Source organism: Pseudomonas sp. BJa3 (assembly GCF_026343815.1).
GTDB classification, from domain to species: Bacteria; Pseudomonadota; Gammaproteobacteria; order Pseudomonadales; family Pseudomonadaceae; genus Aquipseudomonas; species Aquipseudomonas soli.
Window position 1 is genome coordinate 39,596 of the sequence record NZ_JAOXMC010000025.1, and the last position, 17,021, is coordinate 56,616.

A 17,021-nucleotide genomic window follows, 5' to 3' on the forward strand; every position below is an offset into this window, starting at 1 on the left:
TCCAACGCCCGTGCAAACCCACTGCTCGGCATCGCTCCGTGTAGCAGGGTAGGCCTCCATGACCCAAGTAATCAGAACTGGTAGCCAACCCCGGCGTAATACCCCCAGCCATCGGACCGACCGCGGAAATCGCCGTCGCCGAAATTCAGCTGGCTGCCGTCCTGCCAGTTGCCGCCATTGTGGAAATGACGGCCCACCAGGGTGAAGCGCAGGTGGGTGAAGGCGTACAGCAACACGTTGGTGGATACTGTGGCATTGGCCGTGCGGTTGGGGTTGTCCTTGTGCAGGTCCGAGCCGAAATCGAAGTTGGTGAAGCCGATATAGGTCAGCGAGGCGCCGTTGTCGAACTTGCCAAGGGGCACGATGTACTTGAGCTGGGCCCGGTAACCGTCCCACGAATACTCGTTGCTGGCGCCATAGTTTTCCCACTGGTAGCGGCCGTAGAAGTTGGCCGACAGGTTGACCCGCGAATGGGTGTCGATGTCGGTGCCCAGGCCGCTGAAGAGGGTATTGGCACGGTTGGCGCTGTTGCTGCCGTGGTCGTAGATCCAGTCGAAGGCTACGTACCACTCCTTGAACGGGCCGACGGCCAGGCTGCGACCGGCCAGGTAGTCGATGGAGATCCGCGGCTCATGCTCCATGAACAACGGTGAGCCGTGGTCCCACGCGCCTTTGTCATGGCTGTTGCCGATGTCGAGGATCTTCGGGATGTCGATGTAGCCGTACAGCTCGAACGGCCCCTTGCGGCCGAAGTACTCGTATTCGAGGTAGATATCATCGACCGGGCGGGGGCCGAAACTGATGTCCTTGGTGCCGATCAGGGTGAAGTTCTGGTTGTACCAGTCCGACAGATAGGGGCCCGATTTGGCCGGCGCGGCGGCCGGGCTCAAGGTCTCGCCCTGAGCCGACTCGCTTGCGAGATTGTCTTGGGCCTGGGTGGTGACGCTGAGTAGTCCCGTAACAGCGCCCAGTAGCAGTTTGGCAGGCAGAGAGAAGTGGGCGGTTGCGGGTAAAGACGGTCGGTGCATTGAAAATCCTTGTTCATGCAGTGGTAAGCCCCTGGGGGCTGCGATGTGGCGAAAGCTGCAGCGATTGTTCGCTCAAAGGTTTGGAGCAAACGTTTGCATAGTCTGTACCAAATCACCCGAGGTCTTTGAAATAACAAGCCGATTCGGCGCTTGAGCTGATCATTGAGTTAGAAAAACGCCCCGAGATCAGGCATGGCGCGTGCGCATGAACGCATGGAGGGGTCTGATCGTTCTGTGTTGCAACAACCCGTTCGATTGAAACAATCCAGCAAAAAATGCTTTCTGGCATGGCCGCCGCCCTCGGGAGGCATGTGTGCCCAGGGAACAGAGGAGCAGGCCGAGGCCGCGCCCTCCGCTGAACCGCGGCGAAGCGGGCTTCAGCTAAGCCATGAGGGCGACGTACCGTGGAACTTGAACGTTGGTCTGCGAGCGCCTTCGGCAATGCCGGCTGGCTGTTGACCCTGCTTCGGGGCTGAGCGATGGGGAGCCCGGAGCACACCGCATACCCATCGCCATTTGCCGGGTATCACTTCACTGCAACGTCTCGGGCTTCCTCCCCTGGGAAGCCTCCTTCAATCCCTGTTCCATCCGCCCGATCACCTGCGCCAGTATCGCCGCTCTTTCCAGCTCTCCTGACGCCTTCATTCGGGCATGATCCCTTCGCAGGTTCAACAGGCATTTTTGCAGTCCAAGTGCCGAGCTGTCGTAGTTGTCCATGCTGTACTCGTTGGTCGTGGGCATCCGTGCCGTTGTAAGTGAGGCTCGACGGTATCAGCTCAATTCTCCCGCCAATACTGATTATTCATACACCGGCTCACAATCCCGTAGAAACGTCCTACGGAGACGAAAGAGGCGTCTTACAAGATGGTTTGGGTGACTGTTTCGGGATGCTTCCGCGCATTTTGCGGCAGGCCCCGAAAAACAAGGCCTGCCGCGCAAAAGACCGGTTGTAGCGATAATGCGAGCATCCCGGCACCCCGACACGCGCTACTGAAACGATATGTTGCAATTACCCCTACAGATGGTCCGCATCCACCACCGCCTTGACGAACGCCTCGGGCGCTTCCTGCGGCAGGTTGTGGCCGATCCCGCCGCTCACCAGGCGATAGGCGTACTTGCCGGTGAAGCGCTTGGCATAGGCCTCGGCCGGAGGATGCGGCGCACCGTTGGCATCGCCCTCGAGGGCAATGGTCGGCACGCCTATGCTGGGGAACGTGGCCAGCCTGGCCTCCAGCGGGTCGTAGCGGGTCTCGCCTTGAGCCAGCCCAAGCCGCCAACGGTAGTTGTGCACGGTGATGGCGACCTGATCAGGGTTGTCCAGCGCCTTGGCGCTGCGTTCGAACGTGGCGTCGTCGAAGGTCCACTGCGGTGACGCGGTCTGCCAGATCAGGCGGGCGAAGGCGTGGCGGTTGCTGTCGTAGCCTGCGCGGCCGCGTTCGGTGGCGAAGTAGTACTGGTACCACCATTGCAGCTCGGCGCTGGGCGGTAGTGGGGTCTTGGCCGCTTCCTGGCTGCTGATCAGGTAGCCGCTGACCGTCACCAACGCCTTGACCCGCTCGGGCCACAGCGCCGAGACGATATCGGCGGTACGCGCGCCCCAGTCGAAACCGCCGAGCACGGCGCGCTTGATCTGCAACGCGTCCATGAAGGCGATCACGTCGCTGGCCAGGGCGGCGGGCTGTGCGTTGCGCGGGGTTGTCCCGGAGAGGAAGCGGGTGTCGCCGTAGCCGCGGGCGTAGGGCACCAGTACGCGGTAGCCTTGGGCTGCGAGTTTCGGCGCCACCTGCTCGTAGCTGTGGATGTCGTAAGGCCAGCCGTGCAGGAGGATCACCACTGGCCCGTTTGCAGGGCCCTGTTCGACGTAAGCGACGTCCAGATCGCCAGCGTGGACATGCTTGAGCGGGCCGAAGGTGGAGGCCTGGCGGGATGCCGCAGGCGTGCTGGTTTCCTCGGCCTGGCCTGGAGCGGCGACCAGCAGGGCCAGCGGCAGCAGGGCGCAGGCGAGCAGGGCTGGGCGGTTGAGGCGGTTGGCGGTGGCGAACATGGTGCATCTCCCTGGCGGGCCATCGGTGTGGGCTGGATGGCGTGTAGTTAAGGAGATGGCTGTGTCCGGGGTGTGTCGGGTACGGGTGCAGTAGGCGTTCGTGTGTATCGGCGGGTGCTTGATACACAGAAAGCTACAAAGCCGGGGCCGCGTTGCGGCCCATCGCCGGCAAGCCGGCTCCCACTCCGACCGCGCCGCCCTCAGGCCAAGTGCCGTCGCGTGGGGCGATACAGGCTCAGTCTTGCTTGTTCGCTTGCATCTGCAACCACTGCACCACCTGCTCGGCGGCCGAGCCTGCCAGCGGTGCATGGCTGGCCAGCAAGTGGAAGCCAGCGTCGCTGTGCAATTCATGGCCTTCCAGCGCCAGCACCAAGGTCCCGGCCTTGAGCGCGTTCTCCACCAGCAGGTGGGGCACCAGGGCGATGCCCATGCCTTGCTCGGCGGCCTCGATGGCGAGGATGGTCTGCGAGAAAACTGGGCCGTTGAAGCGTGTGCCGGGCAAGGCGTAATGGTCGAACCAGCGCTTCCAGTTGTTGTGGCTGTCGGAGATCAGCGGGTGGTACGCAAGATCCGCGGCTTGCCGCCAAGGGTGCGCGCCGCGCAACCCCGGCGCGCACACTGGCACCGCCACGCCGGGCAGCAGGGGCAGGGCGTAGGCCTCGACGAAGTGCGGCGCCCCCCAGCGCACGGCCAGGTCCACCGCACCCTTGCCGCTCAGGGGGCGGGTACTGTCGGAGGCGTCGATCATCAGGGCCACCTGCGGATGCGCCTCGGCCAGGCGCCCCAGGCGCGGGATCAGCCAGCGGCTGGCGAAGGCGGGGGTGGTGCTGAGCAGGACCTGCTGCGGATCGCGCTGGTTGTCCCGCTCCAGCAGTTCGCCGGTGGCGTCCTCGATGATCTCCAGGGCCAGGCGCACGCGGGCCAGGTAGTCGGCGCCGTCCCGGTTGGGCCGCAGGCCGCGGGGCAGGCGCTCGAACAAGGGGCGGCCAAGTTTATCTTCCAGGGTGCGCACCTGCTGGGCGACCGCGCCCGGCGTGACATGCAGCTCGTCGGCGGCAGCGCGGAAGCTGCCCAGGCGGGCGGCGGCCTCGAAGGCCACCAGGTGATTGACGATGGCGGGGGCGTTGCGTCGCTTGGGCGCGCTCATCCAGTAGATTTCCTGCAGGCTGCTGCCAGTATTCGTGATTGGTGCGTTGAGCCGGATTCTGGCTTCATGGGCCCACTTGATCAACTCCCGGAAGGAGCGGCATATGTCTTCTCAGAAAGTGGCAATCATCACCGCAGGTGGCAGTGGCATGGGCGCGGAGGCTGCGCGGCGGCTGGCTGCCGACGGTTTCAGGGTGGCGATCCTGTCGTCCTCGGGTAAGGGCGAGGCCCTGGCGGCCGAGCTGGGCGGCATCGGTGTGACGGGCTCAAACCAGTCAGCAGAGGACCTGCAGCGTCTGGTCGATACCGTGATGCAGCAATGGGGGCGTATCGATGTACTGGTCAACAGCGCCGGGCATGGCCCGCGTGCACCGGTGCTCGAGCTCAGCGACGAGGACTGGCACCGGGGCATGGAGGTGTATTTCCTCAACGTGGTGCGCCCGACCCGCCTGGTGACCCCGATCATGCAGCGGCAAAAAGGCGGGACCATCATCAATATCTCGACCTTCGCCACCTTCGAGCCGGATCCGGCGTTCCCGACCTCCGGCGTGTTCCGTGCCGGGCTCGCGGCCTTTACCAAACTGTTCGCCGACCGTTACGCGGCCGAGAACATCCGCATGAACAACGTACTGCCAGGCTTCATCGACAGCCTGCCGGAGAAGGAGGAATTCCGTAGCCGGATTCCCATGGAGCGGTACGGCAAGTCCGAGGAGATCGCGGCCACTGTCAGCTTCCTTGCCTCCGAGGGCGCGGGTTACATCACCGGGCAGAACCTGCGGGTCGACGGGGGTATTACCCGTTCGGTGTAAGAGACATGGCGAGCCTGTAGCAGGGCGGCGACTTCCGTTAGGATGTCGCCCCTGTTTCCCGCTATCCGGATTCCGCCCATGAGCACACCGACATTCCGCCAGGCCACCTCCAGCGACGTGGACCGTTGCTACCAAATTGAGACCAGCGCCTATGAAGGCGACGAAGCCGCCACCCGGGAAAAGATCGCCACGCGCATCGCCCAGTATCCGGAAGGCTTTCTCGTGCTGGAAACCGAGGGCCAGGTAATCGGCTTCATCAACAGCGGTTGCGCCGACCAGGTGGTGATGTCGGACGAGGCTTTCAAGGAACTGGTCGGGCATGACCCCCAGGCGCCCAATGTGGTGATCATGTCGGTGGTGCTCGACCCCGCGTACCAGGGCCAGGGCCATGCCAGCCGGTTGATGGCGCGCTTCGTCGCGCAGATGCGCGAGCGCGGCAAGGCCACCATCCACCTGATGTGCAAGGAGCGCCATGTCGGGTTGTACGAGAAGATGGGCTACGCCTATGTACGCCCGTCGGCTTCCGACCATGGCGGCATGGCCTGGCATGAAATGGTCATGGTGCTGTAGAGGCCCTTGGTCTAGCATCGACGCTTTTCGCAGCCAGGGAGAGGCTTGTGAAGTACGTCGTGATCGAGACACATCGCAGTGAGTACCCCGCGCCCATCACCTTCGCCCGTGGCACGCTGCTGGAGATCGGCCAGCGCTACGAGGGCGACGAGCAGTGGGAGGACTGGTACCTGTGCAGTTGCCAGGGCCAGGCAGCGGGTTGGGTGCCAGCCCAGTTCATCGAGCGGCTGGGCGTGGGCCGGGGCAGGGCGCTGGAAGCCTATTCGGCCCATGAACTGGACGTCGACCCCGGCCAGCAGCTCGATAGCCTGCGCCCCTTGAATGGCTGGGCCTGGTGCCGCCGTGTGAGCAATGGCGAGCTCGGCTGGGTGCCGCTGGCCAAGCTGCGCGCCCTGGCGTGATCAGCCTGCGGCCAGCACCGCCGTGCTGTCCAGAATGCGCGCATAGTCCATGGCCAGGTTGCTCAGGGCCAGGGCATGGACATCCTCCGCCGACCACAGCCGGCCTTGCAGATCGCGCTGGTCGAAGGTGTAGCAGGCGTCGCCCACCACCACCGTTGCAAACCCCAGGTTGCCCGCCGAGCGTGCAGTCGATTCCACCGAGTTGTTGGTGACCACGCCGAGGATGACCAGTTGATGAATGCCGCGCTGGTGCAGCCAGTGTTCCAGGCCGCTGTTGCAAAAAGCATCGGGCAGGTGTTTTTCAAACACGGCCTCGTGAGCCTGCGGGACGAACGCGGGTTGAAACTCGCAGCCGGGCTGACCTGGCCGGAACACCGAATCCGGATCGCGGGAGATATGCCGCACGTGCACCACCGGGCGCATGCTCGCGCGCCAAAAGGCCAGTAGTTCGCTGATGCGCTGTTCGGCTTCGGGGTTGTTGCGACGGCCCAGGCGAGGGTGGTTGATGCCGTTCTGCATGTCGATGATCAGCAGGGCGGCATTGCTGGCGAGCGCGGTCATCTGCGGTAGTTCTCCTTGTCTGGGCTTCGGACCGTAGCACAGGTGTGCTGCCTGCGCGGATGTATCGCTGGGCAAGCCCGCTCCCACGCCAAGCGCATTGACCTCCGGTTGTGCACACGCGTGGGAGCGGGTGCCCCGCGATGGTCGGCTACCATCTGATCCGCTTTTTTTCCGCGAACCTGAATCTGTAACCGTATCAGCCGCTGCCGGACAATACGTTCAGGCCCAGCCTTCCAATCCGGTGTGCGCTGGGCAGGCTGCCCTGCTGCACTACCGCAGCGGCCAGCCCCGCCGTTACGTCATTACACTGTAGAGGTTCCGATGGGCAAGCTCGCGCTGTTTCTGGGTGGTTTTCTGCTGCTGACTATCATGATTGGCCTGCTGGGCACCATTCCGCCAAGCTGAGCCGCAATTTTTCCTGTCCCGGCCCGCCTGCCGCAATGGCGGGCCAGACCCTTCCCTCCAGGCTTCCCCGCCAAAGACCGCGGTCGTCTAGACAAGCGGTAGCTGCATGTCGTTCTCAAGTTCAAGGCGCTCGTGTAATCTCCCGCCCCCAATCAAAGGGCCCGGGCACACGGGCTATTCACTTGCCTTGGAGACAATACACACTATGGAATGCAAGAAAGGCACTGCAGCGATGCTGGAGTGGCGCGGTCGTTTTCTCGGCGAGGGCATCCTCCACGAAGAGGATTACGATCAGGCACTGCGCCGTGCCGAAGAGTTGGAGCGTTCCGGTGTGATCAGTGCAAGCGAATGGATCGAGTTGGTCAAGCTGGCCAACGTGGCTTTGCTGCGTTTGTAATTTTTCCTTCAAGCCTTGCGGAAACTGTCCACAAAAATCGTGGGTAGGTCTGTGGATAAAACGCTACAGGCCAGTATTGGCAAGCACTCTGTTAGATTGAGCAGAAATTGAGCAGCCCTGTTCAGGGCTGTTCCCCCAGGCGCGGACGGCCATCGCGCAGTGCCTGCAACAGGTCGCGAGCCCGCGCTGGCAGGTCGCCGGCGGGGTATACGGCATGCATCTGCGGGTCGTGCCCCGTGCTGGATGTCAGGTGAAAGTCAGGGCAGACCCGCACCAGCCGTCCGGCGCGTACCTCCGGCTCCCCCAGCCAATCCGCCAGCCGCGCGATGCCGGCCCCCGCCAGCGTGCTTTGCAATACTGCGGCCCCCGAACCCAGTCGCAGACGTGGCCGTGGGCGCAGGCTGGAGATACGCCCGTTCTTGCTGAAATGCCAGGCCTTGAGGATGCGCGGCGCGGTATGCAGGATCAGTGCATGCCGTTCCAGGTCTTCCAGCCCTTGGGGGGTGCCAGCCTGGGCCAGGTAGTCGGGGCTGGCGTACAGGTGGCGGCGGTAACGCCACAGTGGATAGCCAATCAGCTCGCTGGACTGCGGGAAGGCTCCGCGGATCACAAAGTCCAGCTTGCCCTGCAGCGGATCCAGGGCCTGGTCGCTGTACTGCACGTCGAGGGTGACATGGGGGTGGCGACGAGAGAACTCGGCCAGCACTCCCGGCAATACATGCTGGGCTAGCACTTCGGGCGCGGCCAGGCGAATCCAGCCTTGGGCGTTGCCAGTCAGCGCGGCCAATTCGTCGGCGGCATCCCGTTGCACATCCAGCAAGCGTTCGGCGTGGGGCAGCAGGCGTTCGCCAGCTTCGGTCAATGACACCGCGCTGGCGCTGCGGTTGAGCAGCTTGGCGCCGCTGTTGTCCTCCAAGGCCTGTACGGCCCGTGTAACCGCGCTGGGCGAACGACCCAGCGCGCGGGCGGCGCTGACGAAGCTGCGCTTGTGCGCAACACTGACGAACGCTTGTATTTCACGCAGCATGTCCAGGGCCATGCGGGAGCTCCTTGTTGCAGTTTTTGCAATGTGGCATTTCAACACAACAGCACCACTTTGATTAGTCTGGCAGCCTGTTTTGTGCCGCCTGGTCCCCCGAGATGATGGATATTGCCCTGCTTTCGCTGTTTGCCTTTGCCGCTGGCCTGATCGACGCTGCCGTCGGTGGCGGTGGGTTGATCCAGATCCCCGCGCTGTTCAACGTGCTGCCCAATGCCCAGCCGGCGGCGCTGCTGGGCAGCAACAAGCTGGCTTCGGTGTGCGGGACCTCGTTCGCGGCGCGCTCTTTCATCCGCAAGGTCAAGCTGGACTGGGGGTTGATCGTGCCGGCGGCGCTGAGCGCCTTCGTGATGTCGTTCTTCGGCGCGGCCACCGTGTCCCTGGTGCCGGCAAGCGTGATGCGGCCGATGGTGCTGGTGCTGATCGTGCTGATGGCCATCTACACATTCTGCAAGAAGGATTTCGGCACCCTGCACAAACCCATGGCCATCGGCCGCAAGGAGCAATGCCTGGCGGTGCTGATCGGCGGCGCCATCGGCTTCTATGACGGGCTGTTCGGGCCGGGCACCGGCAGTTTCCTGATCTTCCTGTTCATCCGTTTCTTTGCCCTGGATTTCCTGCATGCCTCGGCCTCGGCGAAGCTGGTCAACATCGCCACCAACCTGGCCGCGCTGGTGTTCTTCATACCGTCGGGCAATGTGCTGTGGGCCATTGCACTGCCGATGGCGCTGTTCAATGTCCTTGGCGCGCTGACCGGCACCTGGCTGGCGGTGCGCAAGGGCGCGGGGTTCGTGCGAGGGCTGTTCCTGGTGCTGCTGTGCGTGCTGATCGCCAAACTGAGCTGGGACCTGCTGGCAGGTTGACTCACACCACCTGGCGCTGCCCGTCGGCCTGTTCGACGCGGTTGCGGCCCTGGGCCTTGGCCCGGTAGAGCGCCTGGTCGGCGCTGGCCAGCAGCTCGTCGAGGCTGGGTGCCAGGGTGTCGGCAGCGCACCCGCTCACACCGATGCTCACGGTGATCCGCAGCGGCTGCCCGGGCTGTGCGATGTGTTGGTCCTGCACCGCCCGGCGCAGGCGCTCGGCGGTAAACCTGGCCAGCTCCGGCGCCAGCCCCGGCACGACGATGACGAACTCCTCGCCGCCCAGGCGGGCGAACAGTTCACCGTCGTGCAACTGGTCCTGCAGGGTCGTGGCGAACTGGCGCAGCACCTGGTCGCCGACAGCGTGGCCATGCTGGTCGTTGATGGTCTTGAAGTGGTCGATGTCGAGCATCATCAAGGTCAGCGGCGCTTGCTGGCGGTTGTCGAGCAGGGCGTGGGCACGGCGGATGAAGGCGCTGCGGCTGAGGGCACCGGTCAGGTGGTCGATGGTCGCCTGATGCGCCAGGCGCGCCATCAGGCTGCGGTTGGCGCTGCTGACGCAGGCCAGCACCAAGGGGCCGAGCACCAACATGGCGATGCCCAGGCGCGCCGACATCAAGGTAGTGACCCCTGTCTCGCTCTGCGGGATGTTGAAGTGCATGAGGTTCTGCGCTACAGCGACGATCAAGGTGCTGCCCGAGGTGAGGGCCAGCAACGAGACGAGGAAGGGCGAATAGCTGAGCGCGCACCACAACAGCGCGGCAATCGGGAAGGCGATGGCGCCGGGGCCGCCGAAGACGATGCTGACGCTCAGCGAGGCCAGCAGCACCAGCAACGGCGCCAGGCGCACCGTTTGGCTGGCACTGCCCGGCCGCGTCAAGGCTCTGGGTGATGGCGCGGTGAGTAGCACCGGCAGCACCAGCACGCTGGTGGAGAACTGTTCGCTGAACCAGGCCAGCCAAGTGGCGCGCAGCGATTGTTCGAACCACGGCGCGGCCATCACGCAGGCCAGGCTTGCGGCGACAATCGCCCCAGCGGCGCAGGCGCCGAACAGGCACAAAGTACCATGCGGGGTGCGCAGGCGACGATGCACGCGCGGCAGCCGAGCCATCAATAACCAGATGGTGGCGATGGCGCCGAGGTTGCACAGATTGAACCACACGGCCGGACGCCAGGCACTGCCACAGGCCAGGTCGGCAGCGACCATGGCCAGGTAGATCAGGGCGAAGCCGCCGGGGTTGGCCTGGCGGGAATTGCGCAGCAGCACGCCCGCGAGCACCGCGTTGACTGGCCAGAACAGCGACAGTGACTCGATCGGGCGGGCGAGGATGCCGCCCAGCGTCAGCGCCAGGGTCAAGCCGAACAGGATCAGCGGGGGCAGCAGGCGCGACGGGACTGGAGACACCATGGGCTCGACCGGCAAGCGAAGACAGAATCCAGGAAAACGGCTGTAGGCACCTGGGACGATGTCATGCCAGTGTCTTTCAACTGGTCATTTGATGTCAATTCGCCGCAATCAGCGCGGTTCGTGCCGACGATTACAGCCCGAATACCCACGGCACCATCAGCACGGTCACCAGCATCACCAGCAGGGTGAACGGCACGCCAACCTTGACGAAGTCGGCGAAGCGGTACTGACCGGGCCCCAGGACCAGGGTGTTGACCGGCGACGACACCGGCGTCATGAACGCCGCCGATGCCGCCAGGGCCACGGTCATGGCGAACGGGTAGGGCGACATGCCCAGCTGCTGCGCAGTGCTCACCGCCACCGGGGCCATCAGCACCGCAGTTGCGGTATTGGAGATGAACAGCCCGATCAGCGCCGTCACGGCGAACAGGCAGGCAAGGATCACGCTGGGCCCGGCACCGCCGAGCGCGCCGACCAGCGCACCGACGGCCAGGTCGATGCCACCGGTCTTCTGCAGAGCCAGGGCAAAGGGCAGCATGCCGACGATCAGCACCAAGCTCTGCCAGTGGATGGCGCGGTAGGCGCTGTTCATGTCGATGCAGCGCCCGGCGCCCATCAGCAGGCAGCCGATCAGCGCGGCGATGACGTTGGGCACCAGGCCGCTGACCATCAGCCCGACCATTACCGCCAGGCTGATCAGTGCATAGGGTGCTCGGGCGCGCGCCGGCGCGACCTGGTCGATTTCCGCCGGCAGGCTCAGCACCAGGAAGTCGCGCGGCTTGCCCTGCAGCTGGCGTACAGCCTTCCACGGGCCTACCACCAGCAGGGTGTCGCCCAGGCGCAGCTTTTCTTCCACCAGTTGCCCTTCGATGGCTTGCTGGTCACGGCGCAGGCCGACCACGTTGAGGTCGTAGCGGGTACGGAAGGCCAGTTCGAGGATGCTTTTGCCGATCAGTTGCGAGCCGGGCGGCAGCGAGACCTCCGCCATGCCCAGCTCCTGGGACTGGTCGATGAAGTAGGCGGCCTTGAAGTGCAGGGGTTCGAGCAGCATGGTCTGGCACAGGCTGCGCAGGTCGTCGCGGTTGGCGAACAAGTCCAGCAACAGCACGTCGCCCTGCTGCAGCAGGGTGCCGGAGTCGGCGCTGATCACCCGGGTGGTGAACTTGTGCTGGCGCTCGATGCCGATCACGTTGGCGCCGTGGCGGGTGCGCAGTTCCAGCTCGCCAAGGGTATGACCGATCAGCGGCGAATGGGGGCGGATGCGCAGGCGCCGCTCGCGCCCGTTGAGCTTGTAGTCCAGCACCAGGTCGAGCAAGGTGCGGCGGCTCTCGACCCGGCCGTCCTTGCGCACCTCGCCGTTGAGCCAGTGGCGGGTCAGCAGCATGTAGCCGATCCCGAGCACCAGCACCACCAGGCCGAAAGGGGTGAAGCTGAAGAAGCCGAAGCCCTGTTCGCCGTGGCGCACCAGTTCGCTGTGCACCACCACGTTCGGTGGCGTCGCCACCAGGCTCAGCATGCCGCTGATCAGGCCGGCGAAGCTCAGTGGCATCATCAGCCGGCTGGGCGAAAGCTGCTGGCGCGCGGCAATGCTCAGCACCACCGGGATGAAGATCGCCACCACGCCGGTGGAGCTCATCACCGAGCCCAGCCCGGCCACGGCCACCATCAGCAGCACCAGCAGGCGCGCCTCGCTGTTGCCGGCGCGCTCGCTCATCCATTCGCCGATGCGGTAGGCGATGCCGGTGCGCACCAGCCCTTCGCCGATCACGAACAGCGCGGCGATCAGCACCACGTTGGGGTCGCTGAAGCCGGCCATGGCCTGCTCCACGGTGAGGATGCCCGACAGCGGCAGGGCGACGATCACCAGCAGGGCGACCACGTCCATGCGCGGGCGGTTGAGGATGAACAGGACGACGACGACGGCCAGCAGGCCAAGGACCCAGAGCAGCTCATGGTTCATGGGGAGGGGGTGTTCCTTCACACAGGCACGAAAGGCAATGGCTCTAGTGTGGCAGCTTGACGCGACGGCGTCGTTGACGTGCTGCAGTGTTTTGCCGGGTGATGACCCGGCAAGGGGCGGGGGCGCGGCCCGCTGGAGCAGTCGCTAGCGGCCGCGCCGCCGCGACACCCGCGCCTCGATGTTCTTGCGCCCGATCAGCAGCGGCGGTTTCTCCACCACCGGCTCGTCGGCCAACCACTTGTACATCACCAGGCAATCGACCAGGCCCAGCTCGCCATGGCGGTATGCCCTGGGCAGGCGGCCGACAGTCTCGAAGCCGAGCTTGTGCCACAGCGCCACTGCCACTCCGTTGGTCGCCACCACCGAATTGAACTGCAGGGCCAGGAAGCCCTCCTGGCGGGCGAGCTTCTGCGAATGCTCGCACATCAGCCTGGCCACGCCGCGGCCACGGGCGTTTTCGCACACCATGTAGCCGCAGTTGCCCACATGCCCGCCAGGGCCGGCGGCATTGGCCTTGAGGAAGTAGGAGCCGAGCAGTTCGCCGTCTGCCTCGGCCACCAGGGTGCGCAACGGGTTCTCCAGCCACAGCGTGCGGGCCTGGTCGATATTCAGGGCGGGGTCGAAGGCGTAGGTCTGGCGAGCCTGGACAATGGCCTGGAAGGTCGGCCAGAAGCGCTCGAAGTCTTCCGGGGTCATGGGGCGAATCTGGATCATGGCGGTTCCTGCACGGGCTGGGCCGCCAAGTCTGGGTGGCGCGGCGTCGTCGCGCAAGGGCGGCGACGCCTTGGTGTGTCAGGCGCCGGTCTTGCCCACCGCGTCCAGGGCCCGGGCCGAGTAGACCAGTGCCGCGCCGGCGTTCATCGCCACCGCTACCCCCAGGGCCTCGGCGATCTCTTCGCGGGTGGCGCCATGCTTGACCGCCTGCTGCGAGTGAACGGCGATGCAGCCGTCGCAGCGGGTGGTGACCGCCACGGCCAGGGAGATCAGTTCGCGGGTCTTGGCGTCCAGGTGGTTGGTCTTGGCCCCGGCGCCACTGGCAGTCATGTAGCCGGCCACGGTATCGGGGGACAGTTGCTTGAGATCGCCGATGCCGGCCATCAACTGCTTACGGTAGGCGTCCCAGTCCATCATGCTCATCGTCTTCACCTTGTCAGGTTGGCAACAGGAGCTTTCAGGCTAGTCGAAGACGGGGTGTGCAGCGGATAAAACACTCGCGGGGCAAGCTCGCTCCCGCTGTTGGCAGGAGCGGGTTTGCCCCGCGAGGATGACGACCGGATCAGATGTAGATGAACACCAGCACCAGCGCCGCGACCACTGCCCACTTCTCCAGGTAGTAGCGGGTGCGGTTGCGCTTTTTCATGGCCTTGCCGCGCTCACGGATCTTGTAGATGCGCGTGAACAGGCGGTTGATACCGCCGGTCTTGTCATTGGCGTCGTTGGGCGCGGCGGCGGCGGCCATCACGTTGCGGCTGAACCAGCGGTTGAACGCGGCTGCCCAGCGGTACTTGAGCGGGCGCTCGACGTCGCAGAACAGGATGATGCGGTTGTGCTCGGTGGTGTTGGCGGCGTAGTGGATGTAGGTCTCGTCGAACACCACGCCCTCACCGTCGCGCCAGGAGTACTTCTCGCCGTCCACGTCGATGTAGCAGCCATCGTCATTGGGCGTGTCCAGGCCCAGGTGGTAGCGGTACGAGCCGGCGTAGGGGTCGCGGTGGCGCACCAGCTTGGCGCCCGGCGGCAGGGTGGCGAACATCGCCGCCTTGACCGTGCCGATGCCTTGCAGCAACTCGGTGGTACGTGGGCACAGGGTCATCGCCGAGGGGTGGCTCTCGCCGTACCACTTCAGGTAGAAGCGCTTCCAGCCGGTCTTGAAGAACGAGTTGAAGCCGACATCGTCATAGTTGTCGGACTTCTTGATCTCGCCGGCCTGCAGCAGTTGCTGGCCTTCCTTGCGGATCTCCTGCCAGTGGTCCTGCAGTACCTGTAGCTCGGGGAAGGCACTGACCGGCAGGTAAGGCTTGGCCGGGTGCTTGGAGAACAGGTACAGGAAGGCGTTGACCGGGGCCAGGAAGCTGGAGTGGTCGCCCAGCTGGCGGGTCAGCTTGTGACGTACCCGACCGCGCAGGTGAACATAGGCGATCGAGAGGACGAAGATCAGTACGAGTGCAATTTTCATGGACGTTTACTTGTCGAAAAATGGCCATGCGCCATGGCGTAAGCCAGCCAGCATAAACAATCGTGGCGCGGGTTTGTACTTATTGTTACGACAAAACCGCCCGACTTAGGTGGCATGGCCTACAGCTTGCGCAAACGATTCATCCGTATGTGCGGGTATTTTCTGGCGACCCGGCGTTTACAATCGGGTGGACGTCCATCCAGCAAGGAACTCCCGATGATCCAGGATGTACGCCCCAGCGGGGCTCCCTTCAAGCGGCTGTTTTTCGCCCTGTCACTGGGCGAAGAACAGCGCCGTGGCATCAGCCAGTGGCGGCGTGGCCTGGGCTTGCGCAGCGGCAAGCCGGTGCCGAGCGAGAACTTCCATGTCACCTTGCTGTTCCTGGGCGATGTCGATGCCGCCCAGGTGCCGGCGGTGTGCGCCGTAGTGGATGCACTGCGGCTTCCTGAAGCCAAGCTGCGCCTGGTCCTGGACCAGTTGCAGGTATGGCCGCGGGCTTCGGCGTTGGTGCTGGCGCCGGCGCAGGCGCAGGCGCCGTTGGCCCTGCGCCAGCTGGTGTACGACTTGCAGCAGGCGCTGCTGCCGCTGGGCATCGAGCCGTCGGTGCGTGAGTACCGGCCGCACCTGACCCTGTCCCGGGATTTTCGCGAACCATTGCCGGAGGCGGGCGAGGCGCCGGCGTTCCACCTCGTCGCCCGCCACTTCACCCTGTACGAGTCACGCAAGGGCCGCTACTGGCCTTTGGCCGAGTGGTCCCTGACGCAGTGAAAGTGACGGTCGATGCCCAGGCCGTCGAGGAAGTCCCGGTCGTGGGAAATAACCAGCAGCGCGTTGGGGTAAACCACCAGCACTTCCAGCAGGTGGGCACGCATGCGCAGGTCGAGGTTGTTGGTCGGCTCGTCGAGGATCAGTAGCTGCGGCGGCCGCGCGGCGATGCAGGCCAGGGACAGGCGCGCCTTTTCGCCGCCGGACAAGCCCGCCACCGGCGCCTGCACCGCATCGGCATGGCGGAACAGAAAGTCTGCAAGGTGGGCGCGCAACTGTTCCAGCGGCCAATCCGGCACTTGTCGCGACAGGGCTTCCTGCACATTGGCGTCGGCAGGCAGGGTGGCGTAGTGCTGGTCGATGTAGCCGATCTGCTCGGGCGCCGGCAGCAGCCAGTCGCCGCGCCGCCAGACCCGTGGATCGCCGAGGATTGCACGCGCCAGGGTGGACTTGCCGCTGCCGTTGTTGCCGGTCAGGGCCAGGCGTTCGCCGCCGTCCAACTGCAGGTCGATGCCGTTGAGCACCGCTGTGTCTGCGGAGCCCACACAGCCGTCACGCACCTGTATCAGCACCCGCGATGACTGGCCCGTCGCCGGCAGATGGAAGCGTGGCACGATCACCGGCTCCGGGCGCAGTTCGGCCAGCTGTTCGCCGAGCTCGCGCTGTTGCTGCAGGATCTGCGCTTGCTTGCGCCCGGCCGTGGTGTTCCCGCGGCCCAGCTTGGTCGGCGAGCGCACTGTAGCCCACTTGCTGTTCTGGATCGCCTTGGCCCCACGCTTGCGGGCGCCGGCGGCGCGGGCCTGTTCCTGCATCAGCGAGTCGTGGGCGTCGTCGCGGGCGCGGCGCACCTCGGCGATGCGCTTGTCGAGCAAGCCGCGCTGCAGGTCGCGCTCGGCCATGTAGTCGGCGTAGCTGCCGTTGAACACGTCCAGGCGCCCGTTGTGCAAGTGCCAGAGCGTGTCGCAGGTCTGGTTCATCAGCGCCACGTCGTGGGTCACCAGCACCAGGGTGCCGTGGAAATGCTCGAGCATGCGTGACAGCGAGCGGCGGTTGGCGGCGTCCAGGTGGTTGGTCGGCTCGTCCAGCAGCAGCAGGTCGGGGTCCAGGGCCAGTGCCTGGCTCAATGCCTGGTTGACACGCTGGCCGCCGCTGAGCGACGACTCGCCGCCCAGTACCTGTGCCACATGGCCGACACGCAAACCGCCGTGGCGCTCCATGTGCCCCTCGCTGGGCGCCAGGCTGCCCTGCAGCAAATGCAGCAATGACGACTTGCCGCTGCCATTGTCGCCGATGATGGCGATGCGCTGCCCCCATTCGATGCGCGCGTCGAGTTCGCTGAAGAGGTGTTTGCGGCCATGGAAAAAGCCCAGGCCGTGTAGTTCGATCATTGCCATGGGATGGTGGCCCTCCTGGCCACTGTCGCGCTTGATCGGCAGCGCACATGGGCCTAGC

Annotated in this window: 18 protein-coding genes; 6 read left to right on the forward strand and 12 right to left on the reverse strand. The window is 65.0% G+C overall.

Annotated features, from left to right (window positions below; genetic code table 11):
- Positions 1 to 71: 71 nt before the first annotated feature.
- The 4 genes from OH705_RS24240 to OH705_RS24255 form a co-directional block, all read right to left on the reverse strand.
- Positions 72 to 1,028 (reverse strand): nucleoside-specific channel-forming protein Tsx, encoded by a 957-nt coding sequence (locus OH705_RS24240; RefSeq protein WP_267303136.1) that lies wholly within the window; start codon positions 1,026 to 1,028, stop codon positions 72 to 74.
- Positions 1,029 to 1,559: 531 nt separating this feature from the next.
- A complete protein-coding gene (locus tag OH705_RS24245; protein ID WP_102682584.1) occupies positions 1,560 to 1,745 on the reverse strand; it encodes a hypothetical protein in 186 nt (61 codons plus the stop codon).
- Positions 1,746 to 2,043: 298 nt separating this feature from the next.
- Complete coding sequence (locus OH705_RS24250; RefSeq protein ID WP_267303137.1) at positions 2,044 to 3,072, reverse strand: alpha/beta fold hydrolase; 1,029 nt, start codon at positions 3,070 to 3,072, stop codon at positions 2,044 to 2,046.
- A gap of 235 nt (positions 3,073 to 3,307) precedes the next feature.
- Entirely contained in the window at positions 3,308 to 4,219 is a 912-nt protein-coding gene (locus OH705_RS24255; protein WP_267303138.1) for a LysR substrate-binding domain-containing protein, read from the reverse strand.
- Positions 4,220 to 4,322: 103 nt separating this feature from the next.
- Between OH705_RS24255 and OH705_RS24260 the strand changes: the two genes are divergently transcribed.
- From OH705_RS24260 to OH705_RS24270, 3 genes are all read left to right on the forward strand, one after another.
- Positions 4,323 to 5,027, forward strand: a complete 705-nt coding sequence (locus OH705_RS24260) for an SDR family oxidoreductase (protein ID WP_267303139.1) — start codon at positions 4,323 to 4,325, stop codon at positions 5,025 to 5,027.
- A gap of 78 nt (positions 5,028 to 5,105) precedes the next feature.
- Positions 5,106 to 5,597, forward strand: coding sequence for a GNAT family N-acetyltransferase (locus OH705_RS24265; protein WP_023631241.1), 492 nt, complete (start codon positions 5,106 to 5,108; stop codon positions 5,595 to 5,597).
- Between the two features lie 47 nt (positions 5,598 to 5,644).
- Positions 5,645 to 5,998: an SH3 domain-containing protein gene (locus OH705_RS24270; protein ID WP_023631242.1), complete on the forward strand. Its 354-nt coding sequence runs from the start codon at positions 5,645 to 5,647 to the stop codon at positions 5,996 to 5,998.
- Here the strand turns inward: OH705_RS24270 and OH705_RS24275 are convergent, their stop codons facing one another.
- Complete coding sequence (locus OH705_RS24275) at positions 5,999 to 6,559, reverse strand: cysteine hydrolase family protein (protein ID WP_094010415.1); 561 nt, start codon at positions 6,557 to 6,559, stop codon at positions 5,999 to 6,001.
- Positions 6,560 to 7,169: 610 nt separating this feature from the next.
- Here OH705_RS24275 and OH705_RS24280 point away from each other — a divergent pair.
- Positions 7,170 to 7,361: a hypothetical protein gene (locus tag OH705_RS24280; protein ID WP_031315428.1), complete on the forward strand. Its 192-nt coding sequence runs from the start codon at positions 7,170 to 7,172 to the stop codon at positions 7,359 to 7,361.
- Positions 7,362 to 7,482: 121 nt separating this feature from the next.
- Here OH705_RS24280 and OH705_RS24285 read toward each other — a convergent pair whose 3' ends face one another.
- Complete coding sequence (locus OH705_RS24285; RefSeq protein WP_094010414.1) at positions 7,483 to 8,400, reverse strand: LysR family transcriptional regulator; 918 nt, start codon at positions 8,398 to 8,400, stop codon at positions 7,483 to 7,485.
- Between the two features lie 101 nt (positions 8,401 to 8,501).
- On the opposite strand from OH705_RS24285, the gene OH705_RS24290 reads away from it, so the two are divergent.
- Entirely contained in the window at positions 8,502 to 9,263 is a 762-nt protein-coding gene (locus OH705_RS24290) for a sulfite exporter TauE/SafE family protein (protein WP_023631840.1), read from the forward strand.
- A gap of 1 nt (position 9,264) precedes the next feature.
- Here the strand turns inward: OH705_RS24290 and OH705_RS24295 are convergent, their stop codons facing one another.
- From OH705_RS24295 to lpxO, 5 genes are all read right to left on the reverse strand, one after another.
- The gene (locus OH705_RS24295; RefSeq protein WP_267303140.1) at positions 9,265 to 10,683 is read right to left on the reverse strand and encodes a diguanylate cyclase; all 1,419 of its coding nucleotides are present in this window, start codon (positions 10,681 to 10,683) and stop codon (positions 9,265 to 9,267) included.
- A 115-nt stretch (positions 10,684 to 10,798) separates the two neighbouring features.
- A complete protein-coding gene (locus tag OH705_RS24300) occupies positions 10,799 to 12,628 on the reverse strand; it encodes an SLC13 family permease (RefSeq protein WP_267303141.1) in 1,830 nt (609 codons plus the stop codon).
- A 144-nt stretch (positions 12,629 to 12,772) separates the two neighbouring features.
- A complete protein-coding gene (locus OH705_RS24305) occupies positions 12,773 to 13,342 on the reverse strand; it encodes a GNAT family N-acetyltransferase (RefSeq protein ID WP_267303142.1) in 570 nt (189 codons plus the stop codon).
- A 78-nt stretch (positions 13,343 to 13,420) separates the two neighbouring features.
- Complete coding sequence (locus tag OH705_RS24310; RefSeq protein ID WP_038705853.1) at positions 13,421 to 13,765, reverse strand: carboxymuconolactone decarboxylase family protein; 345 nt, start codon at positions 13,763 to 13,765, stop codon at positions 13,421 to 13,423.
- Between the two features lie 139 nt (positions 13,766 to 13,904).
- The gene (lpxO, locus tag OH705_RS24315; protein WP_023632669.1) at positions 13,905 to 14,804 is read right to left on the reverse strand and encodes a lipid A hydroxylase LpxO; all 900 of its coding nucleotides are present in this window, start codon (positions 14,802 to 14,804) and stop codon (positions 13,905 to 13,907) included.
- A gap of 216 nt (positions 14,805 to 15,020) precedes the next feature.
- Here lpxO and thpR point away from each other — a divergent pair, with 216 nt between their 5' ends.
- Entirely contained in the window at positions 15,021 to 15,572 is a 552-nt protein-coding gene (gene thpR / locus OH705_RS24320) for an RNA 2',3'-cyclic phosphodiesterase (RefSeq protein WP_267303143.1), read from the forward strand.
- On the opposite strand, the gene OH705_RS24325 is transcribed toward thpR, so the two are convergent.
- Entirely contained in the window at positions 15,536 to 16,963 is a 1,428-nt protein-coding gene (locus tag OH705_RS24325) for an ATP-binding cassette domain-containing protein (RefSeq protein ID WP_267303144.1), read from the reverse strand. The two genes, thpR and OH705_RS24325, sit on opposite strands and share 37 nt — an antisense overlap.
- Positions 16,964 to 17,021 lie beyond the last annotated feature (58 nt).